The organism is Corynebacterium sp. NML 120412, from assembly GCF_002285155.1.
Classification (GTDB): Bacteria; Actinomycetota; Actinomycetes; order Mycobacteriales; family Mycobacteriaceae; genus Corynebacterium; species Corynebacterium gottingense.
Genome location: NZ_NSGL01000003.1, coordinates 177,728 through 198,673, shown reverse-complemented (window position 1 = coordinate 198,673; position 20,946 = coordinate 177,728). Strand labels below are relative to the sequence as shown.

General features: G+C 66.8%; 16 protein-coding genes and 1 tRNA gene. 5 read left to right on the top strand and 12 right to left on the bottom strand.

Going from position 1 to position 20,946, the window contains the following annotated elements; translation table 11 throughout:
* Positions 1–23 precede the first annotated feature (23 nt).
* Positions 24–425, bottom strand: coding sequence for a sterol carrier family protein (locus CKJ84_RS09130; protein ID WP_095546736.1), 402 nt, complete (start codon positions 423–425; stop codon positions 24–26).
* Between the two features lie 16 nt (positions 426–441).
* On the opposite strand from CKJ84_RS09130, the gene CKJ84_RS09125 reads away from it, so the two are divergent.
* Entirely contained in the window at positions 442–1,449 is a 1,008-nt protein-coding gene (locus CKJ84_RS09125; RefSeq protein ID WP_095546735.1) for an acyl-CoA thioesterase, read from the top strand.
* A 465-nt stretch (positions 1,450–1,914) separates the two neighbouring features.
* On the opposite strand, the gene purL is transcribed toward CKJ84_RS09125, so the two are convergent.
* From purL to purS, 3 genes are read right to left on the bottom strand one after another with little or no spacing between them, the layout of a single operon-like run.
* The gene (purL, locus tag CKJ84_RS09120; protein WP_095546734.1) at positions 1,915–4,197 is read right to left on the bottom strand and encodes a phosphoribosylformylglycinamidine synthase subunit PurL; all 2,283 of its coding nucleotides are present in this window, start codon (positions 4,195–4,197) and stop codon (positions 1,915–1,917) included.
* Positions 4,198–4,203: 6 nt separating this feature from the next.
* Positions 4,204–4,884, bottom strand: a complete 681-nt coding sequence (gene purQ / locus CKJ84_RS09115) for a phosphoribosylformylglycinamidine synthase subunit PurQ (RefSeq protein WP_095546733.1) — start codon at positions 4,882–4,884, stop codon at positions 4,204–4,206.
* On the bottom strand, positions 4,881–5,111 hold the full coding sequence (gene purS / locus CKJ84_RS09110) for a phosphoribosylformylglycinamidine synthase subunit PurS (protein WP_095278703.1): 231 nt from the start codon (positions 5,109–5,111) through the stop codon (positions 4,881–4,883). The genes purQ and purS overlap by 4 nt, the downstream gene beginning before the upstream one ends.
* Before the next feature lie 192 nt (positions 5,112–5,303).
* On the opposite strand from purS, the gene CKJ84_RS09105 reads away from it, so the two are divergent.
* Entirely contained in the window at positions 5,304–8,981 is a 3,678-nt protein-coding gene (locus tag CKJ84_RS09105) for an ExeM/NucH family extracellular endonuclease (protein WP_095546732.1), read from the top strand.
* A 36-nt stretch (positions 8,982–9,017) separates the two neighbouring features.
* Here the strand turns inward: CKJ84_RS09105 and CKJ84_RS09100 are convergent, their stop codons facing one another.
* From CKJ84_RS09100 to CKJ84_RS09090, 3 genes are read right to left on the bottom strand one after another with little or no spacing between them, the layout of a single operon-like run.
* Positions 9,018–9,701, bottom strand: coding sequence for a DUF2334 domain-containing protein (locus CKJ84_RS09100; RefSeq protein WP_095546731.1), 684 nt, complete (start codon positions 9,699–9,701; stop codon positions 9,018–9,020).
* Positions 9,702–9,706: 5 nt separating this feature from the next.
* Positions 9,707–11,824, bottom strand: coding sequence for a S9 family peptidase (locus CKJ84_RS09095; protein WP_095546730.1), 2,118 nt, complete (start codon positions 11,822–11,824; stop codon positions 9,707–9,709).
* Between the two features lie 25 nt (positions 11,825–11,849).
* Positions 11,850–12,746, bottom strand: coding sequence for a phosphoribosylaminoimidazolesuccinocarboxamide synthase (locus CKJ84_RS09090; RefSeq protein WP_095546765.1), 897 nt, complete (start codon positions 12,744–12,746; stop codon positions 11,850–11,852).
* Between CKJ84_RS09090 and CKJ84_RS09085 the strand changes: the two genes are divergently transcribed.
* Positions 12,745–13,488 (top strand): hypothetical protein, encoded by a 744-nt coding sequence (locus tag CKJ84_RS09085; RefSeq protein WP_158221689.1) that lies wholly within the window; start codon positions 12,745–12,747, stop codon positions 13,486–13,488. The two genes, CKJ84_RS09090 and CKJ84_RS09085, sit on opposite strands and share 2 nt — an antisense overlap.
* Positions 13,489–13,731: 243 nt before the next feature.
* On the opposite strand, the gene purB is transcribed toward CKJ84_RS09085, so the two are convergent.
* Complete coding sequence (purB, locus tag CKJ84_RS09080) at positions 13,732–15,162, bottom strand: adenylosuccinate lyase (protein ID WP_095546728.1); 1,431 nt, start codon at positions 15,160–15,162, stop codon at positions 13,732–13,734.
* Positions 15,163–15,184: 22 nt separating this feature from the next.
* Positions 15,185–16,450: a phosphoribosylamine--glycine ligase gene (gene purD / locus CKJ84_RS09075; RefSeq protein WP_095546727.1), complete on the bottom strand. Its 1,266-nt coding sequence runs from the start codon at positions 16,448–16,450 to the stop codon at positions 15,185–15,187.
* Between the two features lie 31 nt (positions 16,451–16,481).
* On the opposite strand from purD, the gene CKJ84_RS09070 reads away from it, so the two are divergent.
* Positions 16,482–16,883, top strand: a complete 402-nt coding sequence (locus CKJ84_RS09070) for an HIT family protein (protein WP_095546726.1) — start codon at positions 16,482–16,484, stop codon at positions 16,881–16,883.
* Here CKJ84_RS09070 and CKJ84_RS09065 read toward each other — a convergent pair.
* The 3 genes from CKJ84_RS09065 to CKJ84_RS09055 all read right to left on the bottom strand — a co-directional run bounded on the left by CKJ84_RS09065 (position 16,880) and on the right by CKJ84_RS09055 (position 19,362).
* A complete protein-coding gene (locus CKJ84_RS09065) occupies positions 16,880–18,358 on the bottom strand; it encodes a cell wall metabolism sensor histidine kinase WalK (RefSeq protein WP_095546725.1) in 1,479 nt (492 codons plus the stop codon). The genes CKJ84_RS09070 and CKJ84_RS09065 overlap by 4 nt on opposite strands.
* Positions 18,359–18,376: 18 nt before the next feature.
* A complete protein-coding gene (locus CKJ84_RS09060; RefSeq protein ID WP_095278712.1) occupies positions 18,377–19,084 on the bottom strand; it encodes a response regulator transcription factor in 708 nt (235 codons plus the stop codon).
* A 202-nt stretch (positions 19,085–19,286) separates the two neighbouring features.
* Positions 19,287–19,362 (bottom strand) — tRNA-Thr (locus CKJ84_RS09055).
* A 209-nt stretch (positions 19,363–19,571) separates the two neighbouring features.
* Between CKJ84_RS09055 and CKJ84_RS09050 the strand changes: the two genes are divergently transcribed.
* Positions 19,572–20,909, top strand: a complete 1,338-nt coding sequence (locus tag CKJ84_RS09050; RefSeq protein ID WP_095546764.1) for a threonine/serine exporter ThrE family protein — start codon at positions 19,572–19,574, stop codon at positions 20,907–20,909.
* The last annotated feature ends 37 nt before the right edge of the window (positions 20,910–20,946 follow it).

The following is a 20,946-nucleotide window of genomic DNA, read 5'->3' as shown; positions in this document are numbered from 1 at the left end:
GCCCTTACTCTAACGGACCGCGCCTACGAAAGGGCAATTACGGGCAACCCCCGCGCGATCTCGCCCGCCCGGGAGCCGGAGGCGTCGATCCTGCCCGCGGCCACCTCATCCTCAAACGTGCTGCGACCGGTGGCGATGCGGAGCCAGGTCTCCGGAGCCATCTCCACCACGTTCGGCGGGGTGCCGCGGGTGTGCCGCGGGCCCTCAACGCACTGCACCGCCACGAACGGGGGCACGCGCAGCTCCACCGATTTGCCCGGGAGTTCTTCGGCGAGGGTGCGGGCGGTGCGGCGGGTGGCGTCGGCAAGCAATGCCCTGCCGGGTGTCTCCCCACCTTCGTCGAGCCACGTGGCGACCGCCGCCACCGCCTCGCGCGTTGCCGCCGGGTCCTGCTTCGAGCTTCTGCTGGGTGCCATAGCCCCCATACTAAGATGCCTAGCCATGACGAACACAGCAGTCCCCATGAACAGATCAGCGTCCATCACGCTGCGGTTCATGGCATCGCCTACCGACGTCCTCATCGCCGGCGCCCAAGGCGTCTCGGGCGGCCGCGTCCTCGAATGGATTGATAAGGCCGCCTACGCCTGCGCCGCGCAATGGTCCGCCACCTACTGCGTGACCGCCTACGTGGGGCACATCCACTTCACCCGGCCAATCCCGTCCGGCCACATCGTGGAGGTGCGCTCCACGATCGCCATGACGGGGCGCAGCTCCATGCACATTGTCAACGAGGTGCTCTCAGCCGACCCCCGCGAAGGCAAGTTCACCCGTGCCTGCGACTGCCTCGTCATCTTCGTGGCCAAGGACCCGGAGACCGGCAAGTCCATGCCCGTGCCGACGTTCGTGCCGATTACCGACGAGCAGCGCCGCGTCGAGAAGGCCGCGAAGTCGCGCGTGGACCTGCGCAAGGCCATCGAGGCGTCCATGGAAGAGCAGACCTACACCGACGACGGCACCGCGCCTCGCCTGACCCACCGGTTCATGGCCAAGCCCACCGACGTGAACTGGGGCGGCAACGTCCACGGCGGCACCGCGATGGAGTGGATCGATCAGGCTGGCCTCGCCTGCACCATGGAGTGGTCCGGTGAGCGCACCGTCGCCGTCTACGCCGGCGGCATCCGCTTCTACAAACCGATCCACATCGGCGACCTCATCGAGGTGGAGACCCGCATCACCCGTACGGACTCGCGCTCCATCCACGTCTCCACCTTCGTTCGCTCCGGCGACCCGCGCGGCGGGCGCGACCAGCTCAGCAACGCCATCCACGCCTCGTTTACCTACATCGGCATCGACGTCGACGGCAACCCGCTGCCCGCGCGCCAGTTCGTGCCGGTAACTGACGAGGACAAGCGCCTCTGGGAGCACACCCAGACGCTCAAGGACCTGCGCGGCCAGTACGAGCCGGAACCGCTGGTCGAGCGGCCGGGTCCCACGCAGCGGGTGGACTAGGGGCTGTTTGGGGGGGGTGTTGGGGGTTGTTGCCTGGGTTGCTGGGGTTTTCGCTGCAGGTTTTCGCTGCGTAACCCCGTGGTCTAAATGGAGCTAGCTCCGTTTAGGGCTCACGGATCCGCACGACCTGGAGTTTTACCGGCGGGGCAGGTCTAAATGGAGCTAGCTCCGTTTAGAGTCCACGGTCCCGCACGACCTGGCGTTTTACCGGCCAGGCAGGTCCAAATGGAGCTAGCTCCGTTTAGAGTTCACGGTTCTGCGCGACCTGGCGTTTCACCGGCCGGGCAGGTCCAAATGGAGCTAGCTCCATTTACGCCGCGCTCCCGAAGCCGTAACGAACCCCAGCAACGTCGCAGAAACGACAAAGCCCGCCGCGCCGGCACCTGTGGCACCGGCGACGACGGACAAGCCGAAGGCAGCGGCGAGCGTCAGCAATAGCGCAACCACGTGACGCCCGCCTAGACGCTACACCGCAGCGTTGGGAGCGTGCGCTGCGGCGAAGTGCGACGGAAGGGTTTCGGCCCAGGCGTCGCGAAGCTGCGCGATGGACAGCTGCTCGCCGCCAAAGTGCAGTTCACCGTCCGCACGCGTGCTGCCGATCACCGCGGCCGGCACCCCTACCGCATCCGCGCGCTCCACCAGCGCGTCCACGCGGTCGTCGGTCACGGCGACCAGGACGCGGGACGCGGACTCCGAGAACAGCGCGGTGAACGCGTCCTCATGCACGGCCGCAAGGTCCAGGTCGGCACCCTTGCCGGCGGCCTGCAGCATCTCGAACACGGCCTGGGACAGGCCGCCCTCGGACAGGTCGTGGGCAGCGGTCACGCCGCCGTGGTCGGCGATGTCGGCGAAGAACTGCGCCAGACGCTCCTCGTTCGCCAGGTCCACCTTCGGCGGCACGCCGCCCAGGCCCGCGCCAGAAATGTCCTGCCACACGGAGCCGCCAAACTCGTCGGCGGTCTCACCGAGCAAGACCAGGGAGAACTCCTCCTCCGTCGAAGGCACGGCGTGCGGGTTCGCCTTCGACACGTCATCGATGACGCCGAGCACGCCCACCACCGGGGTCGGCAGGATCGGGGTCTCGCCGGTCTGGTTGTAGAAGGACACGTTGCCGCCGGAGACCGGGATGTTCAGCTCGGCGGCGCCGTCGGCAAGCCCGTGCACTGCTTCGCGGAACTGCCACATCACGTCCGGGTTCTCGGGCGAGCCGAAGTTGAGGCAGTTGGTCACCGCGACCGGGGTCGCGCCGGTAACCGCGACGTTGCGGTAGGCCTCGGCGAGCGCCAGGCGCGCGCCCTGGTTCGGGTCGAGGTAGGTGTAGCGCCCGGAGGCGTCGGTAGCGATGGCAACGCCGCGGTTCGTCTCCTCGTTGATGCGCAGCACGCCGGAGTCCGCGCCGTGGGCCTGCACAGTGTTGCCGCGCACGTAGCGGTCGTACTGCTGCACGATGTAGTCGCGCGAGCACAGGGCGGGCGAGGCCAACATCTTCAGCCATGCGGCCGAGAGGGCCTCTTGCTTATCGACGCCCCCTCGCTCCCCAACCTCGTCAATCCAGTCCGGGCGGGCGTAGGGCCGCTCGTAGACCGGGCCTTCGTCGATCGTCGACGGCGGCGCGTCCAGCACGACTTCGCCGCCGTGAGTGACCACGTATCGGTCCTTCTCGTCGGTGACCTCGCCGATCACCGCGGCACCCACCTCCCACTTCGCGCAGATTTCCATGAAACGATCCACGTTGTCCGGGGTCACCACGGCGCACATGCGCTCCTGGGACTCGGAGGCGAGGATCTCGGCGGCCGACATGTTCTCGGCGCGCAGCGGGACGTTGTCCAGGTTGACGCGCATGCCACCGTCGCCGGCCGCCGCCAGCTCGGAGGTGGCACAGGCCAGGCCGCCGCCACCGAGGTCCTGGATGCCCACGACCACGCCGGCGTGGTAGAGCTCCAGGCAGCACTCGATGAGCACCTTCTCCGCGAACGGGTCGCCAACCTGCACGGCCGGCAGCTTGCGCTCCTCGCCTTCCTCGAAGGTGGCGGAGCCCAGCACGGAGACGCCGCCGATGCCGTCGAGGCCGGTGCGGGATCCGAAGAGCACCACCTTGTTGCCGGTGCCGGAAGCGAAGGCGAGCTTCAGGTCCTCGACCTTGAGCGTGCCTACACACAGGGCGTTGACCAGCGGGTTACCCGCATACGCGGCGTCGAAGACGGTCTCGCCGCCGATGTTGGGCAGGCCGAGCGAGTTGCCGTAGCCACCGATGCCGTGGACCACGCCGGGGAGGACGCGCTTGGTGTCCTCGGCATCCGCCGGGCCGAAACGCAGCTGGTCCATCACGGCGATCGGGCGCGCGCCCATGGCCATGATGTCGCGTACGATGCCGCCCACGCCGGTTGCGGCGCCCTGGTAGGGCTCCACGAACGACGGGTGGTTGTGGCTCTCCACGCGGAAGGTCACCGCGTCGCCGTCGCCGATGTCCACCACACCGGCGTTCTCGCCAATGCCGGCGAGGATCTTGGAGGCCATCTCCTCGGTCATCGTCTCGCCGAAGTAGCGCAGGTGCACCTTGGAGGACTTGTACGAGCAGTGCTCGGACCACATCACGGAGTACACGGTCAGCTCCGCGTCCGTGGGGCGGCGGCCCAGGATGGACTTGATCTTGTCGTATTCCTCGTCGCGCAGGCCCAGCTCCGCGTACGGCTGCTGAAGGTCAGGGGTTGCTTGCGCGTTCTCGACGGTGTCGTCGTGCACGGTCATTATCGTTTACGCTCCGATCTTCGAGATAGCGTCGATGGCGGATTCGAACAGGCCCAGACCGTCGGTGGACGGGCCGGTGAGCACCTCAATCGCGTGTTCCGGGTGCGGCATGAGGCCGACGACGCGGCCCGACTCATTGGTCACGCCCGCGATCGAATTGGCGGAGCCGTTGAAGTTGTCGGTGTAGCGGAAGACCACGCGGCCCTCCTGCTCAAGCTGGTGCACCGTTTCCTTGTCCGCCTGGAAGCGGCCCTCGCCGTGCTTCGCTGGAACCAAGATCTTCTGGCCAGCCTCGAAGCGGGAGGTCCACGCAGTGTCCGCGTTGGCGATCTCCAGGTAGGTGTCCACGCAGTGGAAGTCCAGGTGCTGGTTGCGGGTGAGCGCCCCCGGCAGCAGGCCGGCCTCGGTGAGGATCTGGAAGCCGTTGCAAATGCCCAGCACCGGCATGCCCTTCTTCGCGGCCTCCACCACGGCACCCATCATCGGTGCCTGCGCGGCGATCGCGCCGGAGCGCAGGTAGTCGCCGTAGGAGAACCCGCCCGGGACGACGACGGCGTCCACGCCGGTCAGGTCGTCGTCGGCGTGCCACAACTGCTTCGGCTCGGCTCCTGCGAGGCGGACGGCGCGGAGAGCGTCGACGTCGTCAAGCGTGCCTGGGAACGTGATAACCCCGATGGTTGCCGTCATCGAACAACCTCGAAATCCTCGATCACGGTGTTGGACAGGAGGGTCTCCGCGACGCGAGCGAGCTCCTCATCCGTGACGGAGTCGTCCACCTCGATCTCGAAGCGCTTGCCCTGGCGGACATCCTGGACCCCGTTCACCCCGATTCGCCCAAGTGCGCGCTGGACAGCCTGGCCCTGCGGATCCAGGATTTCAGCCTTCGGCATGACATTTACCACGACACGTGCCATGAGATTCCTTCATTAGTCAGAGGTCAGCAGACGTGGGCAAGTATATCCGACGCCACCGGGGAACCAATAGCGGTCTAACAGATGAACAATGCCTGAACTTTAAGTTTTTACTGAGTTTATACCCAGCGCAGCCTAGCGACCGGCGTTATTTTAACTGGGAAATTACTCCATCCTCTCAGCAAAGGGTTCCACATGCGTTTCAACCACCGCCACGGGTTCTCCGCAGCGTTCATCGTCGCGCTCGCCGCCGGCACCATCACCGTCCCCACCGCGCACGCGGCTACCGACGGCTCCAACGTGGTCATCAACGAGGTCTACGGAGGCGGCGGCAACTCCGGCTCCACCATCTCCAACGACTTTGTCGAGCTGTACAACCCCACCGACAAGGACATCGACCTTGCCGGATGGGTCCTCGACCAGCAGTCCGTGAAGGGCAACACGGGCAGCACCGCGACACTGAGCGGCGTTGTTCCAGCCGGCGGGTATTTCCTGGTCAAGGGCTCGGCAGGCAACGACACGTCTAACCCGCTCGAAAATGCCGACTACGAGAGCAAGTTCAACTTCGGCAACGAAGCAGCGAGTGCAGTGCTTACCGACGCCTCCGGCAACCAGGTCGACCTCGTCGGCTGGGGCGGGGCGAAGAACTTCGAGGGCAATGTCGCCGAATCGACGTCGAACTCCACCTCCATCCAGCGCAACGAGGCAGGCGTAGACACCGACGACAACGCCGCCGACTTCGCTGCGGCCACGCCGAGCCCGCAGGGCTCCGGCAACGACCAGGTCGTGCCGGCTGAGCCGACCGACACCGCTGAGCCCTCTGAACCGTCCGACCCCGCGCAGCCCGCCCCGGAGCCCGGCGCGATCACCCCGATCGCCGAGGTCCAGGGCACCGGCGCCGAATCCCCGCTGAAAGGCCAGACTGTCACCGTCAAGGGCGTCGTCACCGCCGTGTACGATGAGGGCGGCAAGAACGGCTTCTTCCTGCAGACCGCGGGCACCGGCGGCGCAGAAAAGAAAGCCGGCGACGCGTCCGACGGCATCTTCGTCTACATGGGCGGGAACAACGACTTCCCGCAGCGCGGCGAGTCCCTTCAGGTCACCGGCAAGGTCTCCGAGTACAACAAGCAGACCCAGATCACCGTTTCCTCCAAGCAGAAGCTGGACGAGGAGCTCGACGCGCCGAAGGCGATCGCTATCGACGAGCTGCCGGCTGGCGACGACGCCCGCGAGCCCTACGAGGGCATGCTGGTCCGCCCGGGCACCTACACCGTGACCGACAACTACAACCTGAACAACACCGGTGACCTCGGCCTGGTGGCGGGCACCGAGCCGATCTACAACTTCACCGACAAGAACGCACCGAGCGTCGACGGCTACCGCAAGTACGAGGCTGACGCTGCAGCTCAGCTGGTGTACCTGGACGACGGCCGCACCAAGAATTACTTCCGCACGGATAAGAACACCCCGCTGCCTTACCTGGTCACCTCGGATAACGGCGTGAAGTCCATCCGCACCACCGACCAGGTGGAGTTCCAGACCGACGTGGTCGTCGACTATTCCTTCGACCAGTGGCGCTTCCAGCCGCTGCAGCCGATCACCGGCAAGAACGCCGCCGACGAGCTGCCGATCACGTGGGAGGACTCCCGCGCGAAGTCCATCGACGTGCCGGGCACCGTGAAGGGCGACTTCTCCCTCGGCTTCTTCAACGTCCTGAACTACTTCAACTCCCTGGGCCAGGACGAGACCAAATGCAAGGCATACGAGGACATGAACGGCACCCCTGTCGGGTCCAACCGCTGCAAGGTCCGCGGCGCGTACACCGAGGATGCGTTCAAGGACCAGCAGGCCAAGATCGTCACCGCGATTAACACGCTGGACGTCGACGTGCTCGGCCTCTCCGAGATTGAGAACACTGCGACCGTCACCGGTGACGTGACCAAGCGCGACGAGACCCTGCAGAACCTGGTGGACGCGCTCAACGACGCCGCGGGCGAGGAGAAGTGGGACCTGGTGAAGTCCCCGACCCAGCTCGGCAACGACGAGGACTACATCCGCGTCGCGTTCATTTACCAAAAGGACAAGGTCCGCCCGGTCGGCGAGTCCAAGATCTTCAACGACCCGGCCTTCACCGGCACTGCCCGCCAGCCGCTGGCCCAGGAATTCGAGCCGGCCGAGGGCGGCGACAACTTCGTGGCCGTGGTCAACCACTTCAAGTCCAAGGGCTCCGTTGCTCGCGGCGACAAGGATTCCGGAGACGGCCAGGGCAACAACCCGAAGGTTCGCGCGGACCAGGCACAGGCGCTCATTGATCACCTGAACAAGGAAGGCAAATGGACCGACCTGCCAACCTTCATTCTCGGCGACCTGAACTCCTACACCAAGGAGGACGCCATCAAGACCATCAAGGGTGGAGGTTTCACCCTGGTCCACCACGAGAAGGACTTCAACCAAGCGTCCTACCAGTTCGGTGGCCGCCTCGGTACCCTCGACCACGTGCTGGCCAACACGTCCGCAAGCGACCTGGTCCAGGACTCCGCGGTGTGGAACATCAACGGCGACGAGTCCGTAGCCTTCGAGTACTCCCGCCGCAACTACAACGCGCAGGACTTCTTTGGCAGTGGCGACGACAAGCTCTACGGCTACGGCAACCCGTTCCGCTCCTCCGATCACGACCCGGTCAAGGTCGGCTTCAACATCACCGTCGATCCGGAGCTGCTTGACGACGAGCCCACCGAAGGCCGCACCATTGTCAAGGCAGAGGTGCTTGACGACGGCCACCTGTGGGTGACCTACTCCGACGACAAGGACAACCCGGTCGACCTGGGCAAGGTCACCGGCGAGGACGGCGCCGCTGGTAAGGACGGCAAAGACGGCGTTGACGGCAAGGATGGCGCCAAGGGCGAGAAGGGCGACAAGGGCGACGCCGGCGAGCCTGGCAAGGACGGTACCGACGGCGTTGACGGCGCTAACGGTAAGGACGGCGCCAAGGGCGAGAAGGGCGAGAAGGGCGACAAAGGCGACAAGGGCGAACCCGGCGCCGCCGGCAAGGACGGCGCCAAGGGCGAGCAAGGCGAAAAGGGCGACAAAGGCGACAAGGGCGAACCCGGCGCCGCCGGCAAGGACGGCGCCAAGGGCGAGCAAGGCGAAAAGGGCGAACCCGGCGCCGCCGGCAAGGACGGCGCCAACGGTGCCAACGGCAGCGATGGCAAGGACGGACAGGACGGCAACGACGGCCGTGGCATCGAGTCCGTTGCCATCAACGAGGATGGCGAGCTGATCGTCCACTACAACGATGGCCACGCCGAGAACGCTGGCAAGGTCAACGGCACCAGCGGCGAGGATGGCACTGATGGCACCGACGGTAAGGACGGCGCTGCGGGTAAAGACGGCCAGGACGGCGCTGACGGCGCTGCCGGCCGCGGCGTTGCTGGCTTCGAGGTCGTCGACGGCGAGCTCGAGGTGACCTACACCGACGGCACCAGCCAGAAGGTCGGCCCGATCGCTGGCCAGGACGGCGCCACCGGCACCGACGGCCAGGATGGCAAGGACGGCGCCAACGGCACCGACGGCAAGGACGGCCGCGGCGTTGAGAAGGTCGAGGTTGACGGCGAGGGCAACCTCGTCATCACCTTCACCGACGGCACCACCCAGAAGGCCGGCAAGGTGCAGCCGGACGCACCGAAGCAGCCGCAGAAGCCGATCCAGGACGGCGGCGACCAGGGCACGTCCGCGAACGGCAGCTCCACCTTCGGCACGATCCTCGGCATCATCGCTGCGCTTATCGCGGGGCTCGGCCTCGCGGGCGCGGCTGCGTACCACTTCATGCCGCAGCAGGTGAACGATCTGCTCAACCAGCTGGGTCTGCGCTAAAGACCTCGCTGAGCAAGCCGCGAGGAAACCCGCCGACTACAGGAACGCCCTGTAGTCGGCGGGCTCTGCGCCGTTGGCCTGGGCGCACAGGATGGCCGCGGTGAAATCGCGGCGGACCTTCTTCTTGTGCAGCTCGCGGGCGGAGATGGACAGGCGGAGCGTGTTGCCCTTCTCCGCACCGCGGACGGCGGCAGCGATGATGTTGCGTCGCCACCACTTGGCCGTGCCGTAGCCCTCGCCGACGGAGAGGTTGCGGCAGCGGGTGAAGGGGGTGGCGGTGGCGTCGGTAAGCGAATAGATGCCCTTCGTTGACACGGCGAGGCGGAACCCGAAGTCCGGGAGCACGCCGAGTGTGCCTGGGGACATGCGCCAGCGCGGCGGGGCGAACATGTCGAGGTGGAAACCGAGCGCCTCCATCTGGCGGGTCGCGCCGGTGAGGCGCAGGCGCGCTTCGTGCTCGCCGAGCGACGCGAACTCGGAGCGGCGGCCCTGAACCGCCTGGTCGAAACCGTTGAGGAGCAGGGCGCGGTGCTCGGCCTGCTCGAGGAGCCAGCCGCGCGTGCGCGAGTCCTTGGCCAGGTGCCACTTCTTGTCGATGTGCGGCGCGACAAGCAACGACACCGGCACGCGCTTGCGGTCCAGGCCCTCGACGAGCCGGACTACGTCATCGAGCGTGTCATCAAAAATGGACGAAATTGAGACGAGAACGCGACCAGACATACCCGCTATTCTCCCACAGCGGCCACGGCTTTGCTCTTCACCAACGTCCACGCGTACTCGAACGCCGTCTGCTTCCACTTGGCGTAGCGGCCGGACACGCCGCCGTGGCCCGCGGACATTTCGGTCTTGAGCAAAATCTCTCCGCCGGTGGCGTGCTCGCGTAGCTTGGCCACCCACTTCGCGGGCTCAACGTAGAGCACACGGGTGTCGTTGAGACTGGTCACGGCGAGGATGTCGGGGTAGTCCTGCGCGGTGATGTTCTCGTAGGGCGCGTAACCGGCCATGTAGTCGTAGACCTCGGGGTCGTGGTACGGGTCGCCCCACTCCTCCCACTCGCCGACGGTGAGCGGCAGCTCGGGCTTGAGGATGGAGGTCAGCGGGTCCACGAACGGCACGATCGCCTGGATGCCCGCGAACTTCTCCGGCGCCATGTTCGCCACCGCGCCCATGAGCAGCCCGCCCGCAGAGCCGCCCTCGGCGACGAGGTGCTCCGGATCGGTCATGCCCAGCTGGATGAGCGTGTCAGCGCACGCGATGAAGTCCGTGAACGTGTTCTTCTTGTGCAGCATCTTGCCCTGGTCGTACCAGCTGCGGCCCATCTCGCCGCCGCCGCGCACGTGCGCGCACGCCCACACCATCCCGCGGTCCAGCAGCGACAGCCGCGCGATGGAGAACCCCGGGTCCATCGACGCCTCGTACGAGCCGTAGCCGTACAGCAAGGTGGGCGAAGCGTTCGGGGCAGTCGCTTTTCGACGCACAACCGACACCGGAATCTCCACCCCGTCCTCAGCCTTCGCCCAGATCCGCTCAGCCACGTACTCGTCCGGGTCGTAGCCGCCCTCAACCTCCTGCTCCTTGAGCAGGGTGAACGAGCCGTCCTCGACCCGGTAATCCAACAGCTGCGACGGCTGCGTGTACGAGGTGTAGCCCACCCGGACCACGGGCGCGTCCCACTCCGGGTTGCCGGCCAGGCTCGCGGTGTAGAGCTCCTCGGAGAACTCCAGCTCCTCGAAGGGAGCGAAGTCCTCGCCCGTGAGCGGCGCAACGGCCAGGCGCGAGATCCCGCCGCGGCGGTACGACATGAACACGAAGTCGCGGTAGACGTCCAGCCCCTCGATGCGGGTGGTGTCCGAGTGCGGGACGATGACGGGCAGGTCGCGCAGGTCCGGTAGCTCGGTGGCGAGGCCGTCGGCGATCGGGGTGGCGCTCACCGCGAAGTTCGGCCCCGCGGCGTTGTGCGTGACCAGCCAGTACTCGCGGTCCCCCAGCGCGGCGTAGTCCGGGTGGTACTCCACGCCCTCCTCGCGCGGCCACATCACCTGGAACTCGGCGGTGGGATCCTCGAGCGGGGCGACGCGGTACTCGGTAGTCAGGGACGACGAGGACAGGATGTAGAGGAAGCGCTCCGCGCGGTCACCGCCCACGCCCACGCCGAACTTTTCGTCCTTCTCCTCGAAGACCAGCGCGTCCTCGGCCGCGTCCGTGCCCACCTTATGGCGCCAGATCTGGTGGGGCCGCCAGGCGTCGTCGCAGCGGACGTAGAACAGGTAGTCATCGCCGGCCCAGGTCGCGCCGTAGAAGACGCCCTCAATGACGTCCGGGAGCAGCTCGCCGGTCTCCAGATCCTTGATGCGCAGGTCGAAGCGCTCGTCGCCGGTGGTGTCCACCGAGTAGGCCAGGAGGCGGCCAGAGGTGGTGACCGAGGAGGCGCCGATGGAAAAGAATTCGTGGCCGTCGGCGAGCTCGTTGGCGTCGATAAGCACCTGCTCCCCGGGCATCTCCTCCGAGACCTCGGGTGGGGTCCAGGGGTCGTCGGCGGCGGGGACGCGGCACGAGAGGGCGTAGTTCTTGCCCTCGATGGTGCGGCCGTAGTACCACCAGTCGCCCGCGCGCTGCGGCACGGACATATCCGTTTCCTTCACGCGCGACTTGATCTCGCCGTAGATCGCGTCGGTCAGATCGCTCAGGAGCGCGGTGGCCTGCTCAGTGGCGGCGTTTTCCGCCTCCAGGTACGCGATCGTCTCCGGGCTGTCTTTGTCGCGCAGCCACTCGTAGTTGTCCACGAAGTCGCGGCCGTGGAACGAGCGGGTGATCGGGTGCTTCGGTGCCTTCGGGAAATCCATAGGAACCCAGCCTAGGGCACCGCGCTTACGCGTTGGCGCCCGGCCAGTCGCCGAACTTCTCGCCGCTCAGGCGCTCGTACGCCTCGATGTAGCGATCGCGCGTGGCCTCCACCACGGAGCCCGGCAGCTCCGGCGGCTGCGTGCCTTCCGAGGGGCGCCAGCCAGACTTCGGGCCGGTGAGCCAGTTGCGCACGTACTGCTTGTCAAAGCTGGGCTGCTTCTGCCCCTCCTTGTAGGAATCGGCGGGCCAGTAGCGGGAGGAATCCGGGGTCAGGACTTCGTCGGCAAGCACGAGCTCCCCGTTGCTGTCCAGGCCGAACTCGAACTTGGTGTCCGCCAGAATGATGCCCTTGGTCTCCGCGTACTCCGCGGCGCGCGAGTAGACCTCGAGGGTGCGATCGCGCAGGCGCTCCGCCAGCTCGGTGCCGATCTTGCCCGCCATGTACTTGAACGTCACGTTTTCGTCGTGATCGCCCTGCGCGGCCTTCGTCGCCGGGGTGAAAATCGGCTCCGGCAGCTTCGACGCCTCGACGAGGCCCTCGGGCAGCTTCACGCCGCAGACCATGCCGCGCTCGTCGTATTCCTTCTTGCCCGAGCCGGTGAGGTAGCCGCGGGCGACGCACTCGAAGTCGATCATGTCCAGCTTCTTCACCACCATCGCGCGGCCCAGCACCTCCTCCGGGATCCGCGGATCATCGATCGGCCCCGCGAGGTGGTTTGGAATCCCGTCCAGCAGGTCGAAGAAAAACATCGACGTTGCGGTGAGAATCCGCCCCTTGTCCGGGATCTCGGGCTCGAGCGAGAAGTCGAACGCGGAGATGCGATCCGAGGCCACCATGAGCAAGGTGTCCGCATCTACCTGGTAAATCTCGCGGACTTTGCCGCCGGAAAGGTGAGTGTAGTCAGAAAGCTCTGGACGCATGGCACCAAGCATATACCGCGGCACTACCATGTTCCGCATGGTCTCTCGCCTCCCAGTGTTGCTCGCGCTGCCGCTCGTCGCTGCACTCGCCGCGTGCTCGCCGCAACCCGCCAGCACGGACGCCGCCGACATGCCCGACTTCGCCCCCACCCGCGACAACGCCGTCCTCCGCTTCGGCGACACCGCGCGCGTCGCCACCGAGGACCCCGCAACCGGCACCCAGGTGCAGTGGGAGGTCACCGTCGAGCGCCCGCGCCGCATCACCGGCACCCAAGCCGCCAACAACCTCCGCTCGCCCGACCCGCAGCGGTTCGCCGCGTTCACCTGCTTCCCGGTCACGCTCACGCCCGTCGCCATCGGCAGCAACCCCACCGGCCCCACGGTGCCCGTGCCGGAGCTTTCGCTTATCGACGCCACCCCCGCCCCCTCCACAACCCTCACCGCCAACTCCGTCCCATCCCAGCCGGGCAGCGGCACGGGCCTCGGCGACGGGTCGGGTTCTGGGTCGCGGGCTGGGTCTGGTTCGCGGGCTGGGGCTGGTGCTGTGCCTGGGGCCGCTTCGCCGTCCGCGGCGGAGGCGTACTGCGACATGGGCAGCGGCGCCCCCTCCGGCTACACCGCTGACCTGGAGGAAGGCCGCGCCTACACCACCGCGCTCGCATCCTGGGAGCGTCGCGTGGACCCCGGCGTCCCCGCTACCGGCGTGCGCCTCGACGCCACCGGCGTCCGCTGGGCGGAGTAGACCCCGCCCCGGGTCGGCGGTCGGCGCTGCTCCTTCCAAACGGAGCTAGCTCCATCTACACGCGAACCACCAGCAAAACCCCAGGTCGCCGTTCAACACCAACCCCAAACGGAGCTAGCTCCATCTAGACGCGAGCCACCGACAAAACCCCAGGTCGCCGTTCAACACCAACCCCAAACGGAGCTAGCTCCTTTTAGACGCAGACCGCACCGACTACGCCCGCCGCCCCCCGGCTGCGGCGAGCTACAGGATCTCGCCTGGGCGGTAGTTGGCGGCGTCGGGGTACTTGTGCACGAGGGCGTCGATACGCGTGAGCACGCGGTCGACCTGCGACTCTGCGGCGCCGATGAACGCGTGCCGGTCCGCGAGGGCCTCCTCGAGCTGCGCGAGATCCAGCGGCAGGCGATCGTCGTCGGCAAGACGCTCGACCAGGTTCTGCTCGGCGCCGTTTTCCCGCATGTCCAGGGCCATGGCGACGGCGTTTTCCTTGATCACCTCGTGGGCGGTCTCGCGGCCCACCCCGGCGCGCACAGACGCCATGAGGATGCGGGTGGTGGCCAGGAACGGCAGGTAGCGGTCCAGTTCGCGGGTGATCATGGCGGGGAACGCGCCGAACTCGTCGAGGACGGTGAGGAAGGTCTCCAGCTGCCCGTCGATGGCAAAGAACGCATCCGGCAGCGCGACGCGGCGCACGACGGAGCAGAACACGTCGCCCTCGTTCCACTGTTGCCCGGCCAGGTCAGCGGCCATGGTGAGGTAGCCGCGCAGGATGACCTGGAAGCCGCCGACGCGCTCGCAGGATCGCGCGTTCATCTTGTGCGGCATGGCGGAGGAGCCGACCTGGCCCTCCTTGAAGCCCTCGGTCACCGTCTCGTTGCCGGCCATGAGGCGGATCGTGGTGGCCAGCGAGGACGGGCCGGCGCCGAGCTGGACCAGCGCGGAGATCGCCTCGAAGTCCAGGGAGCGCGGGTAGACCTGGCCGACGGAGTCGAACACGGTGTCAAAGCCCAGGTGGCCGGCCACCTTGGATTCCAGCTCGGCGAGCTTCGCCTCGTCTCCGCCCATGAGGTCGAGCATGTCCTGCGCCGTCCCCATCGGGCCCTTGATGCCGCGCAGCGGGTAGCTGTCAAGCAACGACTCGATGCGGTCTACGGCGACCAAGATCTCGTCGGCCGCGGACGCGAAGCGCTTGCCCAGGGTGGTCGCCTGCGCCGCCACGTTGTGGGAGCGGCCTGCCATCACCAGCGACTTGTACTCGGACGCCCGGTTGCCCACGGCCTTGAGCAGCGCGACCGCCTTGCCGCGGACCAGTTCGAGCGCGCGCACGATCTGCAGCTGCTCGACGTTCTCGGTCAGGTCGCGGCTGGTCATCCCCTTATGGATGTGCTCGTAGCCGGCGAGCGCGTTGAACTCCTCGATGCGCGCCTTCACGTCGTGGCGCGTGACGCGCTCCCGCTCCGCGATGGAGCTCAGGTCGACGCGGTCGATGACGGACTCGTAGGCGTCGATAGCCTCTTGCGGGATCTCCACGCCGAGCTCACGCTGGGCGCGCATGACGGCGATCCACAGCTGTCGCTCGAGGATGATCTTGTGCTCGGCGCTCCACAGCCTCGCCATCTCCGGCGAGGCGTAGCGGTTGGACAGGACGTTGGGGTTTGCAGGCTTCTCAGTCACGCGCCAATTATCGCACAGGGGGCTAGTGCTTCTCGACGCTCACCTCACCCGCCACCGCACGCCGCCCAATATCCTTCCTGTAGAAGGACCCGCGCATCTCGATCCCCCCGATGACGCGGTAGGCGTCGGCGATCGCGTCCTCCAGCGTCGCGCCGTGGCCGAGCACGTTGAGCACGCGCCCGCCCGCGGACACGTAGCCCTCATCCGTGCGCGCAGTGCCCGCGTGCAGCACCTTGTCCGGGTTGTCCAGTTCCGCGCCCGTGATCGCGTCACCCTTGGCGGGGCTGGCCGGGTAGTGCTCCGCGGCCAGCACGACAGTCGCGGCGTAGCCGTCCTTCCACTGCAGCGGCGGCAGGTCCGCGAGCGTGCCAGTGGCCACGGCGTACAGCGGCTCGGCGAGCGGGGTCTCCAGCATGGACAGCACGGCCTGGGTCTCCGGGTCGCCGAATCGGGCGTTGAACTCCACCACGGCCGGGCCCTCCGGGCCCCACGCCGCGCCGACGTAAAGCAGGCCCTGGTAGGGGGTGCCGCGGTTGACCATCTCGCGCGCGACGGGGGCGGCGACCTCGTCGACGATGCGCTGCACGCCGTCCGCCGGCAGCCACGGCAGCGGGGTGTAGGCACCCATGCCGCCGGTGTTCGGGCCCTTATCGTTGTCGTAGGCGCGCTTGTGGTCCTGCGCGGGCAGCAGCGGGACCACGGTTTCGCCGTCAACGAGGCAGAACAGGGAGACCTCGGGGCCTTCGAGGAAGGACTCGAACAGGACCGGGTTGCCCGCCTCGAGCACCGCCTTCGCGTGCGCCGCGGCCTCGGCGCGGTCCGTGGTGACCACGACGCCCTTGCCGCCGGCCAGGCCGTCGTCCTTGACCACGTAGTTCGGGCCGAACTGCTCCAGAGCCTTTTCGACGCCCGCCGCGCCCTCCTCCGGCGCGACGCGCAGCGCGCGGGCCGTGCGCACGCCGGCGGCGGCCATGACGTCCTTGGCAAACGCCTTCGAGCCCTCCAGCTGGGCCGCGGCCTTGGTGGGGCCGAAGACGGGGATGCCCTCCTCGCGCAGGGCGTCGGCGGCGCCGGTGACCAGCGGGGCCTCCGGGCCGATCACCACGAGCTCCGCCTGCTCGTCGCGGGCGAGGGCGACGATGGCTTGGGGTGACGTGGCGTCGATAGGCAATTGCTTGGCCAGCGTCGACATACCCGCGTTGCCGGGTGCGACGACGAGCTCGTTGCCGGACAGACCTTTGAGCAGGGCGTGTTCGCGGCCGCCCGAACCGATAACAAGGATGCGCATGGCCTCAAACTTACAGGTACGGTTTGAGTGTATGAGCACAGTCTTTACAAAGATCATTGACGGCGAGATCCCCGGACGCTTCGTGTACAAGGACGAGGACGTCGCCGCCTTCCTCACCATCGAGCCGATCGCGTACGGCCACACCCTGGTCGTGCCGGTCAAAGAGGTGGACAAGTGGACCGACCTCGAGCCCGAACTGTGGGCCAAGATGAATGCGGTGGCGCAGCGCATCGGCGCCGCCATTGTCAGCGAGTTCGAGTGCGAGCGCGCCGGCTACCTCATCGCCGGGTTCGAGGTGCCGCACGCGCACATCCACGTCTTCCCCGCCAACGACATGTCGGGCTACAACCTGTCCACCGTCATGCGCGCCGACGAGACCGACCCGGCGAAGATGGACGCGGCCGCGGAGACGCTCCGCGCGGCGCTGAACTAGTCCTTTTCCGGCGTCTTGGCGTCCTTGGCTGGCTGCGCAGCCTTTGTCGCCTTTGTCGCTGTCGCGCCATTGACCTCGCGCAGCAGCGGCAGCGAGATCTTGAACGTCGCACCCTCGCCCGGCGCGGTGTCGACGGTGATGGTGCCCTCGTGCTGCTCGATGAGCGACTTGGTGATTGCCAGGCCCAGGCCGGAGCCGCCGCCGCCCGCGCGGTGGCGCGACGCGTCCGCGCGGTAGAAGCGGTCGAAGATGCGCGCCGCGTCCTCCTCCGCCATGCCGCGGCCGTTGTCCGCGACCTCGATGACGATGCGGTCCAGGTTTTCGCGCAGCGTGATGGTCACATCCACGTCGGAGCCGCCGTGCTTGAACGCGTTGTTGATCAGGTTCATGAGCACCTGGTGGAGGCGATCCGGGTCGCCGTTGACCATCGGCGGCCGGACGCACTGGTTGTCCACCTCGATGGAGCGCTCCGGGTAGGCGGCCCGGGCCGAGGAGACCGCGGAGTCCACGACCTTTTGCATGTCCACGGTTTTGCGGTCCAGGCGGGTGCCCTCCGCGCGGGTGAGCGCGAGCAGGTCCTCCACCAGCAGCTGCATGCGGCCGGATTCTTCCTCGATCTTGTCAATGACCATGTCCGCGTCGGGGGCCATGCCCTTGCGGTAGAGCTCGGCGTAGCCGCGCAGGCTGGTCAGCGGGGTGCGCAGCTCGTGGGAGGCGTCGCCGACGAAGCGCCGCATCTGCTCCTCTTTCCCCTGCGCGTCATTGACCGAGTCCTGCAGCTGGCTCACCATCGTGTTGACGGCGTAGGACAGCTTGCCCACCTCGGTGTCGCGCGACCAGGCGGGGACGCGGCGGTCCACATCGCCGTCCGCAATGGCCAGCGCCGTGTCTTCTACTTCGCGCAGCGGCGTCAGCGACCTTCTCACCAGCGTCCTCGCCGCGATGGCGATCGCCAGGATCGCAATGGCGCCCAGGCTCGTTTCGACCACCGCGAGCCAGCGCAGAATGCGGTTTTCTGATTCCAGCCGCTTCGCCACCAGCGTGATGGTGCCGTCATCGCTTTTCGACGCCACCGCCCTCCACTGCGTCAGCGACGCCGAACTATCCACGTTCTTCGACCCGATGGTGCGCGCCTGGTCCAGGACCGTCAGCTGCTCCCAGTCGGGCGGGTTGCCCCGCGGGGTGTAGCGCGAGAACGGGTACGGGTAGCCGGGGAACCAAGTCGCCTGGGCAAACTCGCTGGGCACGCCGATTGACGGGATCCAGGTGCCCTGCCCCGCCCAGCTGTCCAGGCCCTCCTGCAGCTGGTCGTCCACGCGCTGCATGAGGATGCCGCGCATCAGGAAGAAGACCGTGGCAAAACTCAGCACGATGCCCAGGGTGGCCACCACGACCACCAGGGACACCAGCTGCTTTTGCAACGGCCGCGCGGCCTGGTTGTACGACCAGGCCGCGAGCTTCTGCTTCGCCTTCATGGACCGCTACGCCGCAGGTTACTGGCGCGGGGTGCGCAGCACGTAGCCGACGCCGCGCACGGTCTGGATCAGCGGCACGTCGCCGGTGTCAATCTTGCGACGCAGATAGGAGATGTAGGACTCGACGACGTTGCCGTCGCCGCCGAAGTCGTAATGCCACACGTTGTCCAGGATCTTCGCCTTGGACAGCACGACCTCCGCGTTGAGCATGAGGTAGCGCAGCAGGTTGAACTCGGTCGGGGAGAGATCGATGATCTCGCCGGCCTTGGTCACCTCGTGGGTTTCGTCGTTCAGCGTCAGGTCCGCGTAGCGGATGGTGGTGTCGTGGTCGGCGTCATCGGTCACGTTGCCGCGACGCAGGATGACGCGCAGGCGGGTGATGACTTCCTCCAGGGAGAACGGCTTGGTTACGTAGTCGTCCGCGCCGATGGTCAGGCCGTGGATGCGGTCTTCCACCGCGTCCTTGGCGGTAAGGAAGAGCACCGGGCCGTCAAGGCCGTCCTGGCGCAGCTTGCCCAGCAGCTCGAAGCCGTCCATCCCCGGCATCATGACGTCCAAAATGTAGGCATCCGGGCGGTACTCGCGCGCCATGGTCAGCGCCTCCTGCCCGGAGTTTGCGCTTTCTACCTCGAATCCCTGGAACTTCAGGGAGACGGTCAGCAGCTCGACGATATTGGGCTCGTCATCAACGACGAGCACCTTGATGCCCTTTGGGTTCTCAGCCATGAAATGCACTCCTTTGTATGGGTAATTAACCAGATAGCATTTAACTCCCCTCCACTGTACGTTTGCTGTACGTCGTCTTGGGGCTGTCGAGCAAAAGTGGGGGTATATCCAAAGAGCGAAGGTTTAGCCAAATCAAGGCCTTTAAACGCTGCCCGCGCAGCGCGCGCAAGGACCACCACCCCTCCCCCTCGGCGGCAAAAATTGGAGCTGGAGACGAGACTTGAACTCGCAACCTACGCATTACAAGTGCGTTGCGCTACCGATTGCGCCACTCCAGCAATGCCCATGGATCTTACACATCGACCGATGAGTGCGCGAAACACGTCGGCGCGATAGTGTTTCGCGTGTGGCATCACTAGAGCAGTATTGGCAGCGGCTGCGTGGCTCGCGCGACCACGTGGCCACGATTGACGAGTCCCGCACCTCCCCGCCCCCGTCCGTCCTCGCGCCCGTCGATCTGACGGACCCCGCGCAGGTGGCCGCGGTCATGAACATCGCCGCGCGGATCGGCGAGATCCTCATCGCCAACGGCACGACGTCCTCGGACGCGATCGCCCAGATCCGCACGGTCACCTCGTCGTACGGCCTTCATTACTGCCACGTGGACATCACGGTGAACACCATCACCATGAACGCCAACGTGGGCGTCCAGCGCCGCACGCCGGTGAACGTGTTCCGCGTGGTCACGATGATGAGCGAGAACTACCACAAGCTGCAGGAGGCCGACCGCCTTATCCGCTCGATCCGCGCGGGCGCCACCCGGCCGGAGATGGCGGAGAAGATCCTCGACGACATCGACAACGAACCCATCCCCTACCGCAACGCCCGCAACCTGGCCGGGTGGGCAGTCATGGGCGCGTCCGTGTCCATCCTGCTCGGCGGCGATCTCCTCATGGCGCTCGTCGGCGGGCTCACCGCCTTCCTCATCATGGGCTTCAACAAGGTCCTGTCTCACAACTCGCTGCCGTACTTCTATCACTGCGTCATCGGCGGCTTTATCGCCACCATCCCGGCCGCCATCTTCTACGACTTCTCCACCTCGATCGGCCACACGATCGTGCCCAGCCAGGTCATCGCCACCGGCATCATCGTGCTGTTGGCCGGCCTGACGCTGGTGCAGTCGCTTTTCGACGGCATCACGGGCTCCCCTGTCACCGCGGCCTCCCGCTTCTTCCAGACCATGTTGTCGTCCGGCGGCATCGTCGCGGGCGTGGCCATCGGCCTGTACGTGGCGGAGCTGTTAGGAGTGCCCCTGCCGCCGCTGGAAACCATGTTAGGTAAGCCGTCGTTAAGCAGCGCCGGCTGGCGCATCATCGGCGGGGCGCTGGCCGCCGCCTCGTTTGCCGTGACCTGCTTTGCGGAGCGCCTGGCCATCATTGTTTCTGGGCTCACTGCCGCCGCGGGCTCCGCGATGTTCTACATCTTCCTCATCCCCTTCGGCACCGATAAGTTCATCGCCACCGCGGCCTGCTCCATCGTGGTTGGCCTGGCCGGCGGTCTCATCTCCCGCCGCTACTTGGTCAACCCCGTGATCACCGCGGTGGCGGGCGTGACGCCGTTCCTCCCCGGCTCAGGCATCTACCGCGGCCTCTACGCGGTGCTCAACGAGCAGATTGTGGTGGGGATGAGCAACATCTTCAACGCCATCGCCGTGTGCATGGCGCTGGCCGGCGGCGTGATCTTCGGCGAGTGGGTGGCGCGCCGCATCCGCGCGCCGCAGCTGTACATCCCGTACCGGGCGTTCAAGCGGGCGGGGCGCGTGACGTTCCAGCAGATTCGGCGCGCGGAGCAAGCCGCCCTCCGCCCGAGGCGCCGGAAGCACTAGCTTTGGCGTAGAATCGCCGTTTGAGATTTGCGTTTCG

What these genes read in the sequence shown, in the direction of transcription:
- CKJ84_RS09130 (WP_095546736.1), bottom strand. Translation starts at nt 425, where the DNA reads ATGGGGGCTATGGCACCCAGCAGAAGCTCGAAGCAGGACCCGGCGGCA.
- CKJ84_RS09125 (WP_095546735.1), top strand. Translation starts at nt 442, where the DNA reads ATGACGAACACAGCAGTCCCCATGAACAGATCAGCGTCCATCACGCTG.
- purL (WP_095546734.1), bottom strand. Translation starts at nt 4,197, where the DNA reads ATGACCGTGCACGACGACACCGTCGAGAACGCGCAAGCAACCCCTGAC.
- purQ (WP_095546733.1), bottom strand. Translation starts at nt 4,884, where the DNA reads ATGACGGCAACCATCGGGGTTATCACGTTCCCAGGCACGCTTGACGAC.
- purS (WP_095278703.1), bottom strand. Translation starts at nt 5,111, where the DNA reads ATGGCACGTGTCGTGGTAAATGTCATGCCGAAGGCTGAAATCCTGGAT.
- CKJ84_RS09105 (WP_095546732.1), top strand. Translation starts at nt 5,304, where the DNA reads ATGCGTTTCAACCACCGCCACGGGTTCTCCGCAGCGTTCATCGTCGCG.
- CKJ84_RS09100 (WP_095546731.1), bottom strand. Translation starts at nt 9,701, where the DNA reads ATGTCTGGTCGCGTTCTCGTCTCAATTTCGTCCATTTTTGATGACACG.
- CKJ84_RS09095 (WP_095546730.1), bottom strand. Translation starts at nt 11,824, where the DNA reads ATGGATTTCCCGAAGGCACCGAAGCACCCGATCACCCGCTCGTTCCAC.
- CKJ84_RS09085 (WP_158221689.1), top strand. Translation starts at nt 12,745, where the DNA reads ATGGCACCAAGCATATACCGCGGCACTACCATGTTCCGCATGGTCTCT.
- CKJ84_RS09090 (WP_095546765.1), bottom strand. Translation starts at nt 12,746, where the DNA reads ATGCGTCCAGAGCTTTCTGACTACACTCACCTTTCCGGCGGCAAAGTC.
- purD (WP_095546727.1), bottom strand. Translation starts at nt 16,450, where the DNA reads ATGCGCATCCTTGTTATCGGTTCGGGCGGCCGCGAACACGCCCTGCTC.
- CKJ84_RS09070 (WP_095546726.1), top strand. Translation starts at nt 16,482, where the DNA reads ATGAGCACAGTCTTTACAAAGATCATTGACGGCGAGATCCCCGGACGC.
- CKJ84_RS09065 (WP_095546725.1), bottom strand. Translation starts at nt 18,358, where the DNA reads ATGAAGGCGAAGCAGAAGCTCGCGGCCTGGTCGTACAACCAGGCCGCG.
- CKJ84_RS09060 (WP_095278712.1), bottom strand. Translation starts at nt 19,084, where the DNA reads ATGGCTGAGAACCCAAAGGGCATCAAGGTGCTCGTCGTTGATGACGAG.
- CKJ84_RS09050 (WP_095546764.1), top strand. Translation starts at nt 19,572, where the DNA reads ATGAACATCGCCGCGCGGATCGGCGAGATCCTCATCGCCAACGGCACG.